The 18,517-nt window shown below is 35.1% G+C and carries 15 protein-coding genes; 9 read left to right on the top strand and 6 right to left on the bottom strand.

Annotated features, from left to right (window positions below; genetic code table 11):
• Positions 1-5: 5 nt before the first annotated feature.
• Positions 6-3,008 (bottom strand): SusC/RagA family TonB-linked outer membrane protein, encoded by a 3,003-nt coding sequence (locus AABK36_RS21270; RefSeq protein ID WP_309942174.1) that lies wholly within the window; start codon positions 3,006-3,008, stop codon positions 6-8.
• A 397-nt stretch (positions 3,009-3,405) separates the two neighbouring features.
• Between AABK36_RS21270 and AABK36_RS21275 the strand changes: the two genes are divergently transcribed.
• The 9 genes from AABK36_RS21275 to AABK36_RS21315 all read left to right on the top strand — a co-directional run bounded on the left by AABK36_RS21275 (position 3,406) and on the right by AABK36_RS21315 (position 11,520).
• A complete protein-coding gene (locus AABK36_RS21275) occupies positions 3,406-4,809 on the top strand; it encodes a hypothetical protein (protein ID WP_309942172.1) in 1,404 nt (467 codons plus the stop codon).
• 69 nt (positions 4,810-4,878) lie between these two features.
• Positions 4,879-5,244: a hypothetical protein gene (locus tag AABK36_RS21280; protein WP_309942169.1), complete on the top strand. Its 366-nt coding sequence runs from the start codon at positions 4,879-4,881 to the stop codon at positions 5,242-5,244.
• 151 nt (positions 5,245-5,395) lie between these two features.
• Positions 5,396-6,352, top strand: coding sequence for a C45 family autoproteolytic acyltransferase/hydrolase (locus AABK36_RS21285; RefSeq protein ID WP_309942168.1), 957 nt, complete (start codon positions 5,396-5,398; stop codon positions 6,350-6,352).
• 70 nt (positions 6,353-6,422) lie between these two features.
• Positions 6,423-6,968, top strand: a complete 546-nt coding sequence (locus AABK36_RS21290) for a 3'-5' exonuclease (RefSeq protein WP_309942166.1) — start codon at positions 6,423-6,425, stop codon at positions 6,966-6,968.
• A 180-nt stretch (positions 6,969-7,148) separates the two neighbouring features.
• Positions 7,149-7,697, top strand: coding sequence for an RNA polymerase sigma factor (locus tag AABK36_RS21295; RefSeq protein WP_309942164.1), 549 nt, complete (start codon positions 7,149-7,151; stop codon positions 7,695-7,697).
• Complete coding sequence (locus AABK36_RS21300) at positions 7,694-8,455, top strand: HEAT repeat domain-containing protein (protein WP_309942162.1); 762 nt, start codon at positions 7,694-7,696, stop codon at positions 8,453-8,455. Before AABK36_RS21295 ends, AABK36_RS21300 begins: the two co-directional genes overlap by 4 nt.
• A gap of 149 nt (positions 8,456-8,604) precedes the next feature.
• Positions 8,605-9,420, top strand: coding sequence for a DUF4097 family beta strand repeat-containing protein (locus AABK36_RS21305; protein ID WP_309942159.1), 816 nt, complete (start codon positions 8,605-8,607; stop codon positions 9,418-9,420).
• Between the two features lie 25 nt (positions 9,421-9,445).
• Positions 9,446-10,042 (top strand): hypothetical protein, encoded by a 597-nt coding sequence (locus AABK36_RS21310; RefSeq protein WP_309942156.1) that lies wholly within the window; start codon positions 9,446-9,448, stop codon positions 10,040-10,042.
• A gap of 119 nt (positions 10,043-10,161) precedes the next feature.
• The gene (locus AABK36_RS21315; RefSeq protein ID WP_309942153.1) at positions 10,162-11,520 is read left to right on the top strand and encodes a hypothetical protein; all 1,359 of its coding nucleotides are present in this window, start codon (positions 10,162-10,164) and stop codon (positions 11,518-11,520) included.
• 44 nt (positions 11,521-11,564) lie between these two features.
• Here AABK36_RS21315 and AABK36_RS21320 read toward each other — a convergent pair whose 3' ends face one another.
• From AABK36_RS21320 to AABK36_RS21340, 5 genes are all read right to left on the bottom strand, one after another.
• Complete coding sequence (locus tag AABK36_RS21320; RefSeq protein WP_309942150.1) at positions 11,565-12,899, bottom strand: HlyD family secretion protein; 1,335 nt, start codon at positions 12,897-12,899, stop codon at positions 11,565-11,567.
• A gap of 1 nt (position 12,900) precedes the next feature.
• Complete coding sequence (locus tag AABK36_RS21325) at positions 12,901-15,120, bottom strand: peptidase domain-containing ABC transporter (RefSeq protein WP_309942147.1); 2,220 nt, start codon at positions 15,118-15,120, stop codon at positions 12,901-12,903.
• A 202-nt stretch (positions 15,121-15,322) separates the two neighbouring features.
• The gene (locus AABK36_RS21330; RefSeq protein WP_309942145.1) at positions 15,323-15,607 is read right to left on the bottom strand and encodes a hypothetical protein; all 285 of its coding nucleotides are present in this window, start codon (positions 15,605-15,607) and stop codon (positions 15,323-15,325) included.
• A gap of 167 nt (positions 15,608-15,774) precedes the next feature.
• Positions 15,775-16,047: a hypothetical protein gene (locus AABK36_RS21335; protein WP_309942142.1), complete on the bottom strand. Its 273-nt coding sequence runs from the start codon at positions 16,045-16,047 to the stop codon at positions 15,775-15,777.
• A gap of 351 nt (positions 16,048-16,398) precedes the next feature.
• The gene (locus tag AABK36_RS21340; protein WP_309942141.1) at positions 16,399-18,000 is read right to left on the bottom strand and encodes a vitamin K epoxide reductase family protein; all 1,602 of its coding nucleotides are present in this window, start codon (positions 17,998-18,000) and stop codon (positions 16,399-16,401) included.
• Positions 18,001-18,517: the final 517 nt, after the last annotated feature.

Raw genomic sequence — 18,517 nt, forward strand, 5'->3', positions numbered from 1 at the left:
AATAGTTAAAAGCCAACGTTTACACCAAACATCCAAGTGGACGTGCTAGGATAAGCATCCATTTCAATACCCGAATCAATAGTCGTACGAGGCAATTCGGGGTTAAAACCATTAAATGCTTGGAACATCATCGGGTTTTGCATGCTTACGTAAGTTCTCAAAGATGTCATTTTAAGTTTTTTCAAAATTTTATCCGAGAAGTTGTATCCTAGAGTAATATTGTTGATTCTGAAGAAGTTGCCGCTTTCCAGCAAGTAATCAGAAGCAATAGGCATTTCGTTCGAAGCGGCAGTGTGCGTGTTGCTTGGGTTGTCAGGCGTCCATCTGTTTTTTACCTGGTCCATAGTGATATTGTCATTGCCGTATCTTTGAGATATCAAGCCATTGAATACTTTGTTGCCTAGGTTGCCGTAAGTGTCGATGGACAGATCCCATTGCTTGTATCTTACGCTTACATTGAAACCGAAATACACAGTTGGTTGGTAAGATCCAGCGTAATAACGATCTTCATCGTCTATGACTCCATCTCCATTTCTGTCAATGATGATCAAGTCTCCAGGTTTTGCGTTAGGCATTAATTTCTCTCCGCGGTCGTTTACATAGTTGTCAATTTGAGATTGCGATTGAAATATACCGCCTGACTCATATAGCCAAAATGAACCAATAGCTTGTCCGACATCCGTTTTCATTGTAGGTTGACCGTTGGCTATTCCACCTGCTAAAATAGGTTCTCCACCTGCCAAGTCAAGGACTTTGTTTCTGTTGAACGTCCAGTTTGTTCCTATGCTGTAAGAGAAGTCTTTGCTTAGTTGATCTTGCCAGTTTACGGCGATTTCCACGCCTCTGTTTTGAATGGATGCTCTATTGGAAACAAATTCACCACCGCCAAGAGTTGCTTCATTGGTGAAGTTAATCAAAGCGTCATTGGTTGTCTTGGAATAATATTCGATTTCACCAAATAGCCTGCTATTGAAAAATCCGAACTCAAGACCTATTGTAGCTTCTTCTGTCGTTTCCCATTGCAAGTTCATGTCTTTGACATCTGTGATAGTAGAGCCAAATCTATAATCCAAATCTGGGCCTGTAGGATAGCCTAGGCCAGGAGTCATAGTGTAGATAAATGCGCTGGAGAGAATATTGTCATTACCAACACGGCCCCATGATCCTCTTAATTTCAAATTATCCACCCAAGTTAAGTTTTCCATAAATACTTCTTCGGAAATTCTCCACCCAAGTCCCACAGCAGGTGACATCGCCCATCTGTTATGGCTTGGCAATTTTGAAGAACCGTCAGCTCTGGAGGTAACAGTTAGTAAGTATCTATCCTTAAAGCTGTAAGAACCTCTCAAGATATAGGAATTTCTAGTCCAAATATCTCCATTGCCGGCAGCCATGGCTGTTGATGGATCTCCTAGGTCCAAATACCAATACCTTGGATCGTTAGGCACATCTCTTACGCTGCCTAAATTCCATCTGCCTGTAAATTTCTCCGCGGTCGTACCCAATACAACATTTAATTTATGGTCTTGACCGAAAGACTTGTCATAGGTCAAGTAATTATCCCAAACCCATCTAGAATTATTTGCATTTTCGACAGATAATGAGGATAAGTCATTTCTTTGATTGGCATTAACATAATATTCAGGTTCGAAAATTTTATTCGCGCTGACATTAGCATCTATACCAAAGCTAGATCTAAACGAGAGGCCGGGCAGAATGTCCGCTTCCAAAAAGGCGTTTGCCTGAAGTCTTGTCGCTTTAGTATTGTTGTTATAGTACTCTTGCATAGCGACAGGGTTTTCCACGTTGAGACCCGCCATTTGAGCTGCGTCTCCCCATTTGCCATTTTCATCTCTAACAGGGACAATCGGTGCTTGTCGATAAGCAGCTGAGAAAGTCCATCGATTTTGCATCTCTCTGTTGGAATTGGATAGTCCTAAATTAACTCCAGCGCGGATGTTGTCGTTAAACCTGAAGTTGTTGTTTAATCGAACGTTTAGTCTGTCGAAATTGTCTCCATTCAAAATGCCTTGTTCATTAAAATAGCCCACACTGGCATAATAGTCGTGTTTTTCACTTCCGCCAGATACGCTTACATTGTGTTGTGTGAATAAACCCGGACGAGTAATTTCATCAAGCCAATTGGTGTTGTATTTTAAGTCTTCAGGTCCGAATCGAGGCTCTTCGCCCATCCTCATCAATGCGTCATTTGTATAGTCAATGTATCCTTGCGCATCAGCCATTTCGACTCTATTCAAAACAGTTTTTACTCCGACTAATCCGTCATAGTTTACTTTCATGGCTCCTTTTCTTCCGCTTTTAGTCGTAATTAGGATTACACCGTTGGCGGCTCTCACACCGTAGATTGCTTTGGCAGAGGCATCTTTTAGGATATCCATGGAAACTATGTCCGAGTTGTTGATATTGGTGATATCTTCGGTAATGATTCCATCGACTACATAAAGAGGATTTGCGCCAGCAAGCATACTTCCAGTACCGCGAATTCTAACCATCGGAGCGCTCCCAGGTTCTCCTGAATTTAGGATTTGGACACCGGCAACTTTACCTTGGATTGATTGAGTAGGTGTCAATGCGGGCTGTTTTAGAATTTCTTCCGGAGCCAAGGAAGACACCGATCCCGTTATGTCTTTTCGTTCTTGTTTACCATATCCGACAACCACGATTTCTTCTAATTGCTCATAACTGTCTTCTAATATTACCTCCATGTGGCTTCTGCTTCCAACTGAAACCACTTGATTTCGGTACCCAACGAATGAAAATTCCAATTGTGAATTTTCACTAACATCGAGTGTGAATTTTCCATCTAAGTCTGAAATGGTTCCATTAGAGGTTCCGACTTCAATAATGTTGACACCATAGAGAGGTTCTTTGTCCGTGTCTAATACAACACCCGTGATCCTTCCTTGAGCCAAAGCTGATACATTGAGAAGAAATAAGGAAAGAAACAATCCTCCAGTTTTCTTCAGTACATTAAAAATATAACTCATAAATACTTTTGTTAAAAAATTGTTAATAGTTGTGTGATCACATCTCGAAATAGCTTACAAAAGATTTTTTTTTCAATTTTTTTGAATGAAAATGGCGAAAATTTTCAATAAAATTGCGCAATATTTAAAGTGTTTTTTTCGCGTAAAAAAATATTTAAAATACTGATTTATAGATGTTTGTGGTTTGGTTGGAATTGCTTTTTTCGCTTTAATAATATTGGTGTTTTTCAGTAGTAAAAAGCTTGATTTCGAAAGAGATGAAGGTGTTTGCTGGGAGCATCATTTTACATTCAAAAATTAGTAAAGCTGAGTTTAATAAATAATCAGAAAAGAGTTTTTTAGTTTCCATGTTTTTAATTGACTGTGTTTTGAACTATTTGAAAGTTTGAAGGTCACTATGACTATGAAGCTTATTTCTCAGGCTAAATTGTTTAAAAAAAAATGCCATTACAATACTTTAGAAAGTAAGGGCTTGGCCAAATATGTAGGCAATGAAGAAGGAAATAATGCTGATTCCACTTCTGTTGAAAATTACTTTTTTGGAGAGGCTCCAATCCAGAGATCTGTAGGCTTCGAAGTGGAGGTGGGTTATGTGCCATTTTGGGATCAAGCCCAGAAGTTGGAAGTAGTGAATAGGAGAATCCCATTTTCAAAGACAAATTATCCGATGTTTTCGATTCATGATTGTGTATTGGAGGGGAATGGATTTGAGCTTCAAGTTGATGTTTCTTTTCCAGAGAATGTGCCTTATTTGGAGTTTGTTACCTCTCCATTCGAAGAATCTGAAAAAGGCTATGATAGAATGGTTGAAACCATCTCAATAATTTCAAATTTAATGGAGGAGCTTGACGAGAAAGGAAAGCTTAGCAAGATGATAAAAGCCAAAAGCGTATTGCCGAAGTTTGGCAAGTTGAATCCAGCCTTTGAAGAAATAGAGTTGTTCTCCGCAAACAACCCTAAAGCAGGTTATTTTCAATTTACCGCAGGGATTTCCTTGGAGTGTTTGCCAATAGTTTATGATGATGTGGCGATGCCTAAGCCAGACGAAAGCGAGGAGATGTCTCAACGGCGAAAAAAGATGAGAGAGTTATTTAGTGATTGGACAGTTGGCAATACAAGAAATTTGGAGAGACAACCGGGGTATTTATTTAGGCAGGTTGTAGATGTTTTGAATGATATGCAGCTATTTCAAGAATTAGAAAATGCTTCAAAAGGATTTTTATTGCAGTTGTTTCAATATTTGGTGTTTTCTGATAAGAAACAAGTTACTTACGCGAAATCAATGCCTGTGATTTTAAGCAGAACTGATTTTGCGGCTATGTTTGAGCACTTGCCATTGGAGGATAAAAAGCGATTGAGTCAAGAGGAAGTTTGGCTTCCATTTTTCGATCAAGCGATGGAAAGACTGAATCTAGGAAGTTTTCAGTTGCCGGTTTTTAGCAAAGGAGTCTATCAGACGGATAAAGCCGAGGAGCGCCAGCAGATATTTTCAGCTTTATCCAGACAGTCTTGGTTTGAGCATATAGTTGAAGGTACGGATATGTTGACTTCACGAAATTTTCCAGATGAACAATGGGCTCATAAGTTGGAGTCTTTGGGTAGCTTAGGTAGTCAAATGGATATGGATGATGATGGCGTGTCAAAACTACCTGTCTTCGAGTTTAGGTATGTGTGTGAAATAATGCCATATCATCGTTGGTTAGAACTCTGTAAATCGATTTTCTTATGGGTTCATGCGTTGAATCAGAAAAAAGACTTGAAATTTAATGAAGCCACTGAGGAGATGTTTTTTGCTAAATAATTTAATATTAGTATGTATGTAATTATCTTCATGTTATATATTTTTATTTTTCACTCATAATCTATGTACATGATTAATACTCTTATTTATTATTGGCGAATTCACAGACTTAGTGTAGCTGTTTTAGTTTCTATTTTAGCGATTATCATAAAGCTGGCTATTAAGATACACTCTAAAGGTATCTTGAATTTATTTGATTTGACTATTCAATCTATTTACACGATTGGTTTTTCATTAGTGATAACACCTTTATTTTTAGTGGGATATTATATGTATTCCAGCAGAACTCATTTAAGTAATAACTTAAATGTTAAATCGCTTTCTGAAGTATTTACTCGCGATAATTTATTGATTGCTTATACGGTTTATTTAGTTTTTAGTAGTATTATTTTGTTGTTTGTGTTTAATTTTTTAACTGAAATTGAGTTAGTTTAATAAAATATTTCTTTTTCTAGGTTGAGGTATTTCAATGGGAGTTGCTCTTTTGTTGTTTTAATATGTACATTTGAATATTGAAATAGATATTTTCTCTATTTGTGTAGGCTTGTTGAGGAGGAAAAGAGATTTTTGACAGAGAGATTTAAAAATGGAAACAGGAGAGCTAATTGTAAATTTGGATTTGCCGGCCAGCCAGCGATGGAGTTTTTTGAATGATTACAAAGTCGAACTCGATGAGTTGCTAGAGTATTATTTAAATGACTTTGAAGATGCTGGTTTTATTTTTGAAAATATTGGGGATTACAAGTCTGCTGTAATTTCAAAGGAATTATTGGAGGAGATAGATTTTATTTCCTCTATATCCAGATTCAGCCCTGATCAGGTATTGGTGGCTAATTTATATTATGATGTTTTAAAATTTTACTTTGGGTGCACTGTATTCGCTTTTCATAATCAAGAGACTGTTTTCCATGCTAGAAATTTGGATTGGCATACCGATAATGATTTACTCGGGAAATATTCGAAAGTATTTCATTTTGAAAGACACGGAAAGATCGTATTCAAAACTGTTGGATGGCCGGGTTTTATTGGAGCGCTTTCCGGGATGAAGCCTGGCAAGTTCTCATTGACATTAAACGCTGTATTAAGCCATGAAGCACCTCAAATTTCTACGCCGATTTCATTTTTGTTGAGAGACATATTAGAGCATAACAATTCATTTGATGAAGCGAGAGAAAGACTAGAACAAAGTTCATTGGCAAGTGATAGTTTGATTTTGTTGTCGGGAGTAGAGAAAAATGAATTAGCTGTGATTGAAAGAACGCCCAGCAGATCCGCTGTTAGATTTGGAAAAGATGATAGAGTTGTTGTAGCTAATGATTATAAGGTGTTGATTAACAATAATATGAGTGATAGCATTTTGCAAATAACATCATGTGGAAGATATGATAGAGTTTTGGAGTTATTGGGGCATAAAATGCCGATAAATTCTCAAGATTGCTTGAAGATATTGAAAGACGATAAGGTAATGATGGGGATTACGGTTCAACAAATGATCTTTAATAATAAAACAGGAGAGTTAGTATTGATAAAAACAGGAATGTAAGGAGAAAAAGCCTAATAGAGTTATTGCTATTTAGGGTTTAATAAATAACAGTTTTTTTAAGATAGAATACATGAATTATATAGTGTTTGATTTAGAAGCTACGTGTTGGGATGGTTGGGATAAAAGCCAGAATGAGACAATAGAGATCGGGGCGGTTTTGATAAATGATGATAAAGAAATTGTCTCGGAGTTTTGCAAGTTTATAAAGCCGTTAAAGCATCCGATATTAAGCGAATTTTGTAAAAAATTGACTTCGATTCAACAGAGTGATGTGGATAATGCCGATTATTTTGGAGATGTGATTAATGAGTTTCAAGACTGGATTAGACAAGGGGATGATGATTACATATTGTGTTCCTGGGGATTTTATGACAAGAAACAGTTTGAAGCGGACTGCGACTTAAATGGTCTGGATAAAGCATGGGTTGAAAAGCATGTCAGTTTGAAACATCAGTATGGCAAATTCAAAAAACTGAGAAGAGCCATAGGCATGAAAAATACGCTTTTGAATGAGAATATTTTACTTGAGGGCATTCATCATAGAGGAATTGATGATGCTAGAAATATAGCTAAGATTTTTATTAAATATTTTGACTATTGGGATTTCTCAGCATAATGTCACTGCGTATATTTTTTGATCCTATATCAACTTATTAAAACAGTGCATTTCATATATCGGGAATTCTTCGCAATTATTGAGTTGCCAAAACTATTTTTTCACATACGAATAAAAAATATTTATTTTTTTGCGACCTTTTTCTTTTAGCCAAGTAATCAGGGTGTAATTAGAAATCAAATGGAGCAAACTACTGATGAGATGTTGATGCTAAAAGTGAAGCAGGGCGACTTGGATCAGATGAAGCTAATTTTCGAAAGGCATCATTTGAAGTTATTTCGTTTTTTGTATCGACTTACTGGAGATAAGACATTGTCTGAGGATATGACACAGACAGTTTTTTATAGAATTTTGAGATACAGGCATTCTTACAAAGAAGGCCAAAGCGTGAATGCTTGGCTTTATCAAATTGGGAGAAATGTGTTTTATGATCATTGCGAAAGAGTAAAAAAGAATTATGAGATTCAAGATGAATCTTCGATACCTGATTCGCAGTCCCAAAATGGCACAGGCATGGAGGCTGAAGAACTGAATGAGCAATTGATGTTGGCTATTAACTCTCTTGACAAAGAGCATAAAGAGATATTGGTCATGAGCAAATTTCAAGAAATGCGATATGAGGATATTAGTTTGCGAACAGGGATGTCCGTTTCCAATATCAAAACAAGAGTTTATAGAGCCATGAAGGAATTGAAGTCTGTTTTTTTCAAATTAAATGAGGCAGGATGAAAGATCAAAAGAAATACGAAAAAGCGCAGGAATATCTAAAAAAGAATGGCAAGGCTATGAAGTCAAGTCAAAATGAGCAGGAGTTTGTCGGTTTTCATCTGAATGAAAAAGATGATTGCATGGTTGAGGAAGAGTTGGAGAGCTTGCTGTCGAGAAGAAAGGCAGAAAAGGTGATGCCGAGCGAAAATTTGTCTATGGGCTTCGAAGCTATATTAGACCAAGAGAAAGATTTGCAGATTGTTGAGGAAAATAAATTTGAAGCTAATACTGTCAGGCGAATGCCTAAGCTTTATTATCAAATGGCAGCCTCATTGTTGATTTTTATGATGGGTTATTGGTCAGCGGTATATTTTAACAATGAATCTGAAGTAGAGTCATTGAGATTGGATGCGATTACTTCGATAGAATCTCCAAGCGATCAGTTGATGCACATGTACGAGATTGAAGAAAATGCCGAGTTTAATGATCGCATGTTGGAAGTGCTGTTGCATACGATGAATCAAGCTGAAAACTCAAATGTGAGGTACAAGGCTCTGAATGCCATAATAAATCATTATGATAGCCCAAAAACCAAGCGAATTATCGCCAATGCCTTAATGAACGAACAGGACGAACAATTGCAACTTGAGATGATCAATGTTTTGGTGAAATGGAAAGAGAAAAGCGCTTTGGATGCTTTGGAGCACTTGTATGCGAATGAAGAAAATGATCAGATGAAGGAGCATTTGAAGTCGAGCATTTCTAAAATCAGTGCATAACAGACAAGAATAAATAGACATTATCACGATTGATTTTTTATACCATTTTCTTTCCCTCTGGAGGGAATACAAGGGAGGATGATTAAGAAAGCCATAAAAAAACTAATCGTGATAAACATTAATGAATTGAAATAAACAAGCAAGTAAAGATGAATAAAGAAAAAGCAAGTAAAATGGTAAGGATTGCTCTTGCGAGCATTATCTTTTTAAGTTTATCAGCGAGCTATTCTATGGCTGAGAAGCAGTTAAAGACTTTCAAGCAAAAAGTTGGAAAATCAATAACGAAAATCAAATTAAACGGTTTGGATGGAAAACTTGAAATTATCGGGTCGGATAATAGAGAACTGATTATTCAAACAACGCATTCATTTGAAGTTCCCAAAAAAGCCGCTGGGTTGAAATCCATGTCATACACAGATGAAGACAATACAAGTCTTGGTTTGTTCACAAATATTAAAGAAAGCATTTTAGTAATTAAACCTGCAAGCCAATATGCTTCAAGAGCTGAGTATAAAATAATTGTGCCGAAGGGGCTTGTTTTGGAGATTTTGGAAACAAAGACATTTTCAGAATCATTAATAGTTAGCAACACGCAAAATGAGCTTATTATTAAAAGGAAAGGTGATAAGTTAATCAAAAATAACAATGGGGCAATTACAATTGACTCAACAGGTGGGGGAGTTGAAATTATCTTTGAAAGACAAGCCCCAAAGTATCCTATTTCTGTTAAAACTAAATTTTCCGACATTGATATAAGTTTGCCGTCCAAGTCCAAGTTCGATCTTGAAGCTAAAACATACTGGAAAGATATTTACACAAACTTTGAGTATGAACAAATGAATTTGCCAAATAAGGAAGAACATGGGCAGAAACATATTAAAGCCAAGGTTAATGGTGGTGGAGTTAAGCTGCTTCTTTTGGATAGTGGGGGAGATATTTATATTCGAAAATCGGATGTCAAATAGTATTATAACTTTCAATTTGAAATTAATGATGAGAATATTTTTTATTGCAATTATTTCACTGTTTACAATGAATATTGCTTATCCTCAAGCTAAAAAAATGAGTGCTGAACAGAAGCTCAATGAATACTTGGCTTTTGAAGATATAGACTATGAAGAAATAGCTTTTCGGCATGATTCATTGGCTAGAAAGACATATACAATTACTATTAGCGAATATAGAAAAGGAAAGCCTGTTAAAAATGAAATTATTTTTGATAGCAGAGAGATCGAAAGCGACATGTATAAATTTGTAGGAGATTCAATATTAAATTTTGTAGTGTTTGCTAAGACGACAATGAATAATGAGTTGAAATTGAATATCAGGACAGATCTCCTAGGCATTAATAAGTTGTATAAATTGAGAAGCAAAGAAGATTATGAGCTTAATATGTTGAGCTTTGAAGATCTTGAGGGAAAAATTTTTGATAAAGAGATTCCTTTTATGACTTATCATCCTCCAAAATCATTAGGAGGTGAAAGCAAATCATGGTGCGCAGTTATGAATGATCAACAAAATTATGATAAGTGGTGCGATAGGCATAATCTTAAACACTATTATGTTTTTACAATGCGATTTGAATAGTATGAAAACCATAAAAATGAATCCTAATCTTTAGCAACGTTTTAACGAACGTTGCTTTATTTTTTTAGTTAAATAATTAAGAATATGATTGATATGTATGTATAACCGTTTTTTGGAAAATGCGCGAAATTCTTTTTAGTCGGGCTTATCGTAGGAATGTTGTCGGAAAGAATGGACGAAAAGATGCATTGGAGAAAACTCCACCAGCATTTGATTTCGATAAAGGAGGAGTACTGCAAAGAGCGGTTGGTTTTGAAGTAGAAGTAAGTAGATACAAGTTGTTTCGCAATGAGGAACAGTATTGGGAGGAACAGCATTCTGGAGATTCTTTCCATCCTTATGGATTGACATTGCCAAAATTTAACAAAGGAGAAGTATTGCTTTCGGGGGGTGATTTTGAGTTTCAAGCGGATCATCAAGGTGACCCTGACAGTATGCCTTATTTGGAAATTGTCACAGCTCCCTTTGGAGAGAACTCAGAAGGGTATTATCATTTGCAGGCTTGTTTTGATAATATCGAATCCATTATTGCTGAATTAGTAGCCAAATCGCAGGAAAATGGAGGCTTGGTGAGTTTATCTGGCTTGCATGGAGATTTAAGAGTCCCTTCGTATAATCGAGCGGCTAAGATCATGGTGGATCAAGAAGCAATTGGCAATTTTCAGATTACAGCGGGTGTTAGGTTGGACCAGCTAAGGACTTTATTTGAGGAAACAATTATGAGTAAAGAGGGGCTTGAATCAAGCGGTGTCTCAAAATTAAACTTTCCTTGGAGGCCTATATTTATTTCTTTGATCTCAAAGGTTGAGGATGCTTTGCAGCGAACGCAAATGTCATTTTCAACTTTGCCTTTAAGCGAAGCTTTTTGGGGATTGCTTCATATGATAGGCTTGTACACATTAAGTTCAAGCGAACCGATTGAGTTTTATCCCAAATCATTTATTCTTTTTTTGGCGAGAACGGATTTCGCTTCCATGTATCATTCTCTAAGCATGGATGATAAGCAATTGCTTGGGCAAAATGATTTATTTGTATGGAAAGAATTAACAGGCTCTCTTTTGGAAAACTTAGGCTTGAATAATGACGACAAACCATTCTTTTCAGAAGGAGTGTTTTTAAAAACACGTCCTGCTACATTTTATAATATGATGCATTCGCTTAAGCGAAAGGACTGGCTGGAAAATATTCCGAAGGGATTAGATTTGCTAACACAAGATCACTTTCCTAATCCTTGGAGAGCGTATGAGTTGGAGTCATTGGGAGCGATGGGCTCAACTATGGATAGGGTAGGGAGCAAGCAACAATATTTAGCGCCTATTTTCGAGTTTCGTTCCTTGATGCGCAGATTTCATTATCGAAGTTGGAAACAGTTCGCTGAGAATAGTTTTAAAATGATTTATCAGTTGAATAGAGAGAATGATTTGCAAGCCAGCGAAACCATGCCCATTCCAAAGCCTAGGAGAACTTTGTATTGTTGATAGTACATTTACATAATTGACCTCTATATATTCCATCCAAGGCTTTAGTTTTGATCGACTACGCTTCTTAGTTGATGAAAGAACCTTTCTATAAGTCTTAGTTCTTTGGTAATAACTTCTGCGCTGCCCGGCATTTCTTGTTTATAAGCAATGGTTTTATGATAAGAAGTCTCGAGTTTATTTGGCAGTTCCACTTCAATGGTGTATTGCTTATCTTTATCAGAGATTTGCACGATATTGAATATTTTCCCCTCTAATATTCCGTATTCTCTGTATGGATAATGGTCAAGTTTGATTTGAACTTTTTGCCCAATTTGGATTTTTCCCATGTTTTGTGCTGGAGCCTTGAGTTTAGCAATATAGCCGTTGTTTTTCAAAGGCATTACGCTAAAAGCGATTTGGCTGGGGTCAATGTATTGATTGATATGACGTGCTTCCACAAAAGCTACTTGTCCAGGTATGTTTGAATACATGACATATTTGTTTTCCCATTCTTTGATTGATTTCTGAAGCGAAAATAAACTATGCAAAACATCGGAAAACAATGTAAGCTCTGTTTGGCTCTTTTTTATTTTCAGTGAGTTTATCTGATGTGTGTTTGTCTGTGTTGAGGCTCTTATTTGAGATATTTGATTGTCAATATTGTTTAGCGCTTTTTTATTTTGGAGAATTTCGATTTCAATGACTTCATAATCTTTTTTGGAGATAATTCCCTTTTGATGCATTTTTTTATGTCTCAGAAAGTTTATGTTTTTGAGTTCGATTTCATCTAAGATGATTTTCCTTTGCTCGTTGAGCAGTTTTAATTGATTTAAGGATTCGACAGATACTTTGCTGTTGGAAATTATTTCTTCATTCAAGGGGTTTTGCAGTCTGTTGAGAGAATATGCTTGGTATTTGTTTTCAAATTCGGCATACGCAGGCGTAATTTCTCCAAGTCGCAAGATTGGCATCTCTTTCAGAGGAAAATCAAAACTGTATTGGTTGATGTGCACTGAGTCCAGCGCATTTTTAAGATAGTAAACATCTGAGGTGACTGCTATATTTTCAATTACAGCTATTGGCTCGCGAGCATTGATTGTGTCGTATTCATTGACCAAAATTTCCGAGATTCTGCCAAGTTGGGTGGATTTGATTTTCTGAAGTGGAATCTTGGTGATAATAGTGGCTTTAGCTTCTATCTTGTCGGGGTATTTTATAAACCAAGTGAATATCAGCATTATGATTATGATTGCCAAGAAAAGAGTATTGCCCCAACGAATCATCCATACTGGAGTAGATTCCAGTACTTCTTGCACCACTTCGCTGTTTTTATCCAAACCTAGCTCTTCATCAACGAGTGTTTCTGTAGAGTCTTTGAGTATTTCTGTCTCTTCCATATTAATTTCCAAGCTCCAATTGGTTTTTTACTAAATGGTAATAATCGCCTTTCTTCTCGACTAAGTCGTCATGAGAACCAGTTTCAGCGATCTTTCCTTTATCTAAGACCACAATCTGGTCTGCGTTTTTTACTGTGCTAAGCCTGTGTGCAATAATCAATACCGTCCGATCTTCGAAAAACTGGTTAAGATTTTCCATGATGGCTTTTTCATTATTGGCGTCCAAAGCGGATGTGGCTTCATCTAAAAATAGATAAGAAGGATCCTTGTAGACAGCTCTGGCTATTAACAAACGTTGTTTTTGGCCTGTGCTTAATCCAATGCCTTCATCCCCAAGCTTAGTATGGACGCCTTGAGGAAGCTCTTTGATATAATCTTGTATATTGGCAACATTGATGGCATGTTTTAATCGCTCTTTATCTATGCTATCGATACCTACAGCAATATTTTTGGCGATTGTGTCATTAAAGATAAAGCCTTCTTGCATCACCGTGCCGCAAAGCGATCTCCAATTGCGTTGAGATAAATGGTTGATATTAAAGTCGCCAACTTGAATTGATTCGTCTTGCGTTTGATAAAACCCCAAAAGTAGTTTCATCAGTGTGGTTTTGCCGCTTCCACTTGTTCCTACTATTGCCGTGACTTTATTCTTGGGAATAGTTAGGTTAAGGCCATGCAACACAGGGTTCACCGCTCCTGGATATTTAAATTCAAGGTCTTCAATAGTAATGTCTTCATCTGTCGGGATCTCTTTAACTGTAGGTTTGTTTGGAGGTTCCTCGTCATCTTTGTCATGAATCTCAGCTAGCCTATCCAAGGAAATTTTTGCATCCTGTGCTTCTCGCATAAAACCGATCATTTGCATTACAGGAGCATTCAATTGCCCTACGATAGTGTTGATCGCAAGCATCATCCCTAATGTCAATTCGCCTTCTATAACTAAAGTAGCGGAAAACACAGTGATAAAAATATTTTTCAATTCATTAATAAAGGAGGAACCTAGGTTTTGTATTTGATTTAAAGAGAGTCCTTTAATGGATATTTTGAATAGTCTTATTTGTTGAAACTCCCAACTCCAACGCATATGCTTTTCGGCATTATGCAGTTTGATTTCTTGCATGCCATGTATAATTTCAATGACTTTGCTTTGTTCTAGACTTGATTGGTTGAATCGTTTATAATCAAGTTCTTTACGTTTTTTAAAGAAAAATAATACCCAAGTAAAGTATAATATACTTCCTGATAGAAAAATCATAAAAATACTTAGGTTGTAGTATGCTAGTATGAAACTAAATATCACAAAATTTATCATGGAAAAAAGGACTTCGAGAGATGAAGTCGTTAACATGCGTTCTATACGTTGGTGATCATGAATTCTTTGCATAAGATCTCCTGTCATCTTAGCATCAAAAAATGAAAATGGGAGTTTCATTAATTTAATGAAAAAATCAGAAATTAAGGAGATGTTGATACGAGTGCTAAGGTGTAGTAATATCCAGCTTCTTATTATCTCAATTGATGTTCGACCAATAAAAAATGCTAATTGCGCAAAAAGAATTAAATAAATAAAGTTCAAGTCTCTATTTTGGATACCCACGTCTACTACACTTTGTGTAAGAAAAGGTAATGCTAGTTGAAGTAAACTTCCAGCCATAAGTCCTATGGCAAGCTGGATAATGTATTTATTATATTTTATCAGATATTTTGATATATGCTTGAAGCTGAAAGAAGCTTTATCCTCATCGAATGAGGAATTGTAAAATTCAGGACTAGGGTCTAATAAAAGTAATACGCCTTCTTCTTTTTCATGAGCATCTTTTCTAATCCATGAAGTTATAAACTCTTCTTTTGTAAATGTTACTAGGCCATGGGCTGGATCCGATACATGAAGGATTGTATCTTTTTGTTTATTGAAAATAGTGTTTTTTGATTTCTCGATTTTATGCAATACAACATAGTGGTTTTGATTCCAATGCACTATGCATGGTAGAGGAACTGTTTCTAGATTTTCGAAGCTTATTTGAACTCCCAAACTTCTGTATCCCAATTTTTCAGCGCACTCGCTTAAGCCTAATAGGTTGCTTCCTTCCCGCGTTGTTTCCGACATTTCTCTAAGTTCCTGAATAGGAATATTCTTGCCATAGAATTTTGAAATGATTTTGAGACAAGTAGGCCCGCAATCTTTGGTCTCTGTTTGGTGATAGTGTGGAAATTTAGGCATTTAATAAGTTGGTGAGTAATATGTTTAATTAAATAATATAACAAGATCTATGAATTCAGTTCGATAGATATGAACTATACTATGCGGCATAATAATAAGATTATTTCAATGTATGTAACATAACTGTAAATATATTACGAATAAAAAATGAAAATTAAAAAGTGGAAGTAAAAATAATTCCACTTTTTAATTAAATTTTGAATTATGGAATCCCTGGTCCAGAATTTCCTCCATTCCAACAACAATGTGCTGGTTTATTCTCATATGATCCACTAGGACATCCATATGTTGGATGAGCATAAAAACAACCTTTTTTTCCTGGGATCACTTTATCATCTCCAGATGAGTATTCATAGCAACCCATTCCTGGGGCACAGCCATCATTTAAACCATCAAAAGGCTCTAACCATTTCCCTCCTCCTTTTATATCGACTAGAGCATTCTTTGCTAAAGTCTTAGCACCTTTTAAATTAGCAAACTTTTTCATAATTTTTAGATTTTTGAATGTTTGCCTGATTTGCTTTAGAGACTTTCAGGCATTTAAGTCTTATTGAGTGTTTTTTTACAAGAAAACCCGATCCATTTTCTTAAGCTTATGTTAAAAAAGCTCTCCTATTAAAATGATATAATTTTGAAGATTTGAAATATTGATACTTAACGTAGGTCTGGTTGATTCCAACAGCAATGTGCAGGTTTATTTTGATATGATCCACTAGGGCATCCCCACCTTCTATCTGCATAAAAACAGCCTTTCTTACCAGGGATTACTTTATTATCTCCAGATGAGTAATCAATACAATCTAAACCAGGGATACAACCATCACGTAAACCATCGAATGGATTAGTCCACATTCCTCCTCCTTTAATATCGACTAGGAAATTCTTCGTTAAGGTTCTTGCTCCTTTTAAATTAGCAAACTTTTTCATGATTTTTTAATTTTTAAATGTTTGCCTGATTTACTTTAGAGACTTTCAGGCATTTAAGTCTGAATGAGTGATTTGTTATGAAATAATTTCTCTACGTCTTTAAGCACTGATACCATTTGATTTAGAATTATGAAATTCTTCACAGTCATGGCTATTTTCAATATCCATGATTTTATATTATCTTTGGGGCAATGCTTTAGAGACTCTTACATTAAGAGATCTTTTTGAGTGATATTTTGGAGCGAAAAGCTGATCCCTTTTCGCTCTTTATTTCTTAAAAATGTTCTGTCTATTCTATCTTTTAATTCATTGCGTGAAAGTGTTAAATTGGGTAGTGATTTTCTATTATTATTATACTTCGATATTTATTTTTTCTTCTAATAAATCTTCTATAAAATACAGTAAATCTGAATATTCATATTCATTTGGGAAAGCATATCCATCAATAATTAAAGTTGGTGTGAATTTGATATCTTGATTTATTGCCCATTCTGCACTCGACTTTAAATTATCAAAACTAGCTTGATATTGGGTGGCAGGTTCCCATTTGTCAAGCCACTGCTCAATATTCGCATCTTCAACATATATTTCATCCATGGCTTGATCAATATTATTATCATTTTGATAAATAGTTAATAGACTCGCAGCTATACGAGCTGTTTCACTTTTTGTGTCATCAATTCTGTTTAAAAACACATAATTTATGTTGACATGTTCAGGGAATCTTTTTAAGAGATCATTTTTTAATTTGTGAGTGTCTTTGCAATAACTGCATAGTGGATTACTGACAATAGTAATATCAATACTGTGAGGAGCATTTGAATTCCCAAATTGCATTCCAAGAGTGTTTAGAGGTAGATTTATTTGTTGCATTTGGGACAAGGCAGCTTTGAACAAATTGAAATTTTTTCGGAATTTTGAGAATTCAATTTGGACTTTTTTTAATTCTGTAGATTTTTTCAATAAAGAGGAGATTTGTGTCCAAATTATTGTAATAAGAGCACCTAAACTTAGGGTAATGAGAATATCTTGAACTTTGATGACTTTGATTGAGAATTCTAGATTCCCAAGCACAATAACTCCAATTGCCTGTGCCCAAAGTAGACCAATAATGCCTAAGCATAATGGACACCATTTTTTTAAAGTAATACCTTGGTAGAATAATGAGTATAGAGTTCCAAAGATTGAGAACAAAACTATCCATTGGGATAATTGGGCAGTGCCCTGGCTAAATATCGAAAAGTTATAAATGAGAATTGAAAGTGAGAAAAAATAAATCATGCCTAGATCGCTGAGCTTTATTTTTCCAAACAATGTCGCCCCTTTGGAATTGAGGACAGCATTGCAATTCGTTTTTTCATTATTGGTGCATAGTTTTTTGATGGCCTCAGATGCAATGCCCAACTCTTGCTTTATTATATAATGATTAATTATTAGTCCTATAAGAGAGGTGATAAACAAATATAATGAGATTGTTGAAGCCCCAATTAGAATCGAAGATCCTGTAAGAAATATTGCAATTAAAGCTAGAACTATTCGATTAATCTTGGAAGGTTGAATTTTGTTCTTTTCTTTGGATTCATTTGGTTCAATCATGAGAGTAATTCCCGACCAATTTACTAAAAACTGATCATTGGTAAATCTTTCACTTCTTTTATGATTGTATATAGCGGTAAATCCATCTTTGCTTTTTGTTACCATTGCCAGTCCTTCTCCCTTTTCATTAGAAATCACTGTTAAAAAAGAATTTGGAAGCTCATTCATAGACTCTTTTGTAGTTGGAATTTCCAAGGCAAGATTTTCAATGCTAAAATGAGTAAACAATTCGGTTACAGCATATAGACTAGGGTAATTAGGATGCCCTTCCAGTTGAAAGTTCAATTCCTCTTCATTAATTGTGTAATTATTAGAAATGAGAAATTGTTGAACGATATAAAAAAGATTGTTTTGCATAGGTGTTATTGGGAAGTATTGAAATTATTTATATAAATATTGATATTAAAATTTTCATATCCAAATTTTAAAATAAAAAAATAAAAATAAATATAAAAACATAAAATTGTTTTTTACTGGTGTTTGAAAGGTTTTGATTTACTATATATATTATTTTTATGTAGTTAGTATAGAGTTTAATATAAAAAATATTAACCATTAGGTATATCAATTTTAATAAGCCTTATTCAAACTTATATTAAATGTTACAGAAGGTATTTGAGTTATGATTTTTTTTAAAAATATAAAAAATTGTAGAATTTTTCATAATGATTAATAAAGGTCCTGTTTGTAAATTTAGTTTATGTAAAAATCTAATCTTCATTTTTATTGATCACTTAACTTTAGTTAATTAATTAAAAAAAATAGGAAAAATTATTCTTTAGACAAGACACTTGATTTGGTTTAGATTGGAATATATGTTTTTATAAAATTTATTAGAACCATAGTGTTGATAATGAAGGTGTTTAGCTATTGG

It is taken from the genome of Aureibacter tunicatorum, assembly GCF_036492635.1.
GTDB lineage: Bacteria > Bacteroidota > Bacteroidia > Cytophagales > Cyclobacteriaceae > Aureibacter > Aureibacter tunicatorum.

Coding starts and splice junctions, on each gene's coding strand:
- AABK36_RS21325 (WP_309942147.1), bottom strand. CDS start 15,120: ATGCCTAAATTTCCACACTATCACCAAACAGAGACCAAAGATTGCGGG.
- AABK36_RS21275 (WP_309942172.1), top strand. CDS start 3,406: ATGACTATGAAGCTTATTTCTCAGGCTAAATTGTTTAAAAAAAAATGC.
- AABK36_RS21335 (WP_309942142.1), bottom strand. CDS start 16,047: ATGAAAAAGTTTGCTAATTTAAAAGGAGCAAGAACCTTAACGAAGAAT.
- AABK36_RS21310 (WP_309942156.1), top strand. CDS start 9,446: ATGATGAGAATATTTTTTATTGCAATTATTTCACTGTTTACAATGAAT.
- AABK36_RS21280 (WP_309942169.1), top strand. CDS start 4,879: ATGATTAATACTCTTATTTATTATTGGCGAATTCACAGACTTAGTGTA.
- AABK36_RS21285 (WP_309942168.1), top strand. CDS start 5,396: ATGGAAACAGGAGAGCTAATTGTAAATTTGGATTTGCCGGCCAGCCAG.
- AABK36_RS21270 (WP_309942174.1), bottom strand. CDS start 3,008: ATGAGTTATATTTTTAATGTACTGAAGAAAACTGGAGGATTGTTTCTT.
- AABK36_RS21305 (WP_309942159.1), top strand. CDS start 8,605: ATGAATAAAGAAAAAGCAAGTAAAATGGTAAGGATTGCTCTTGCGAGC.
- AABK36_RS21290 (WP_309942166.1), top strand. CDS start 6,423: ATGAATTATATAGTGTTTGATTTAGAAGCTACGTGTTGGGATGGTTGG.
- AABK36_RS21295 (WP_309942164.1), top strand. CDS start 7,149: ATGGAGCAAACTACTGATGAGATGTTGATGCTAAAAGTGAAGCAGGGC.
- AABK36_RS21330 (WP_309942145.1), bottom strand. CDS start 15,607: ATGAAAAAGTTTGCTAATTTAAAAGGTGCTAAGACTTTAGCAAAGAAT.
- AABK36_RS21300 (WP_309942162.1), top strand. CDS start 7,694: ATGAAAGATCAAAAGAAATACGAAAAAGCGCAGGAATATCTAAAAAAG.
- AABK36_RS21315 (WP_309942153.1), top strand. CDS start 10,162: ATGCGCGAAATTCTTTTTAGTCGGGCTTATCGTAGGAATGTTGTCGGA.
- AABK36_RS21320 (WP_309942150.1), bottom strand. CDS start 12,899: ATGGAAGAGACAGAAATACTCAAAGACTCTACAGAAACACTCGTTGAT.
- AABK36_RS21340 (WP_309942141.1), bottom strand. CDS start 18,000: ATGCAAAACAATCTTTTTTATATCGTTCAACAATTTCTCATTTCTAAT.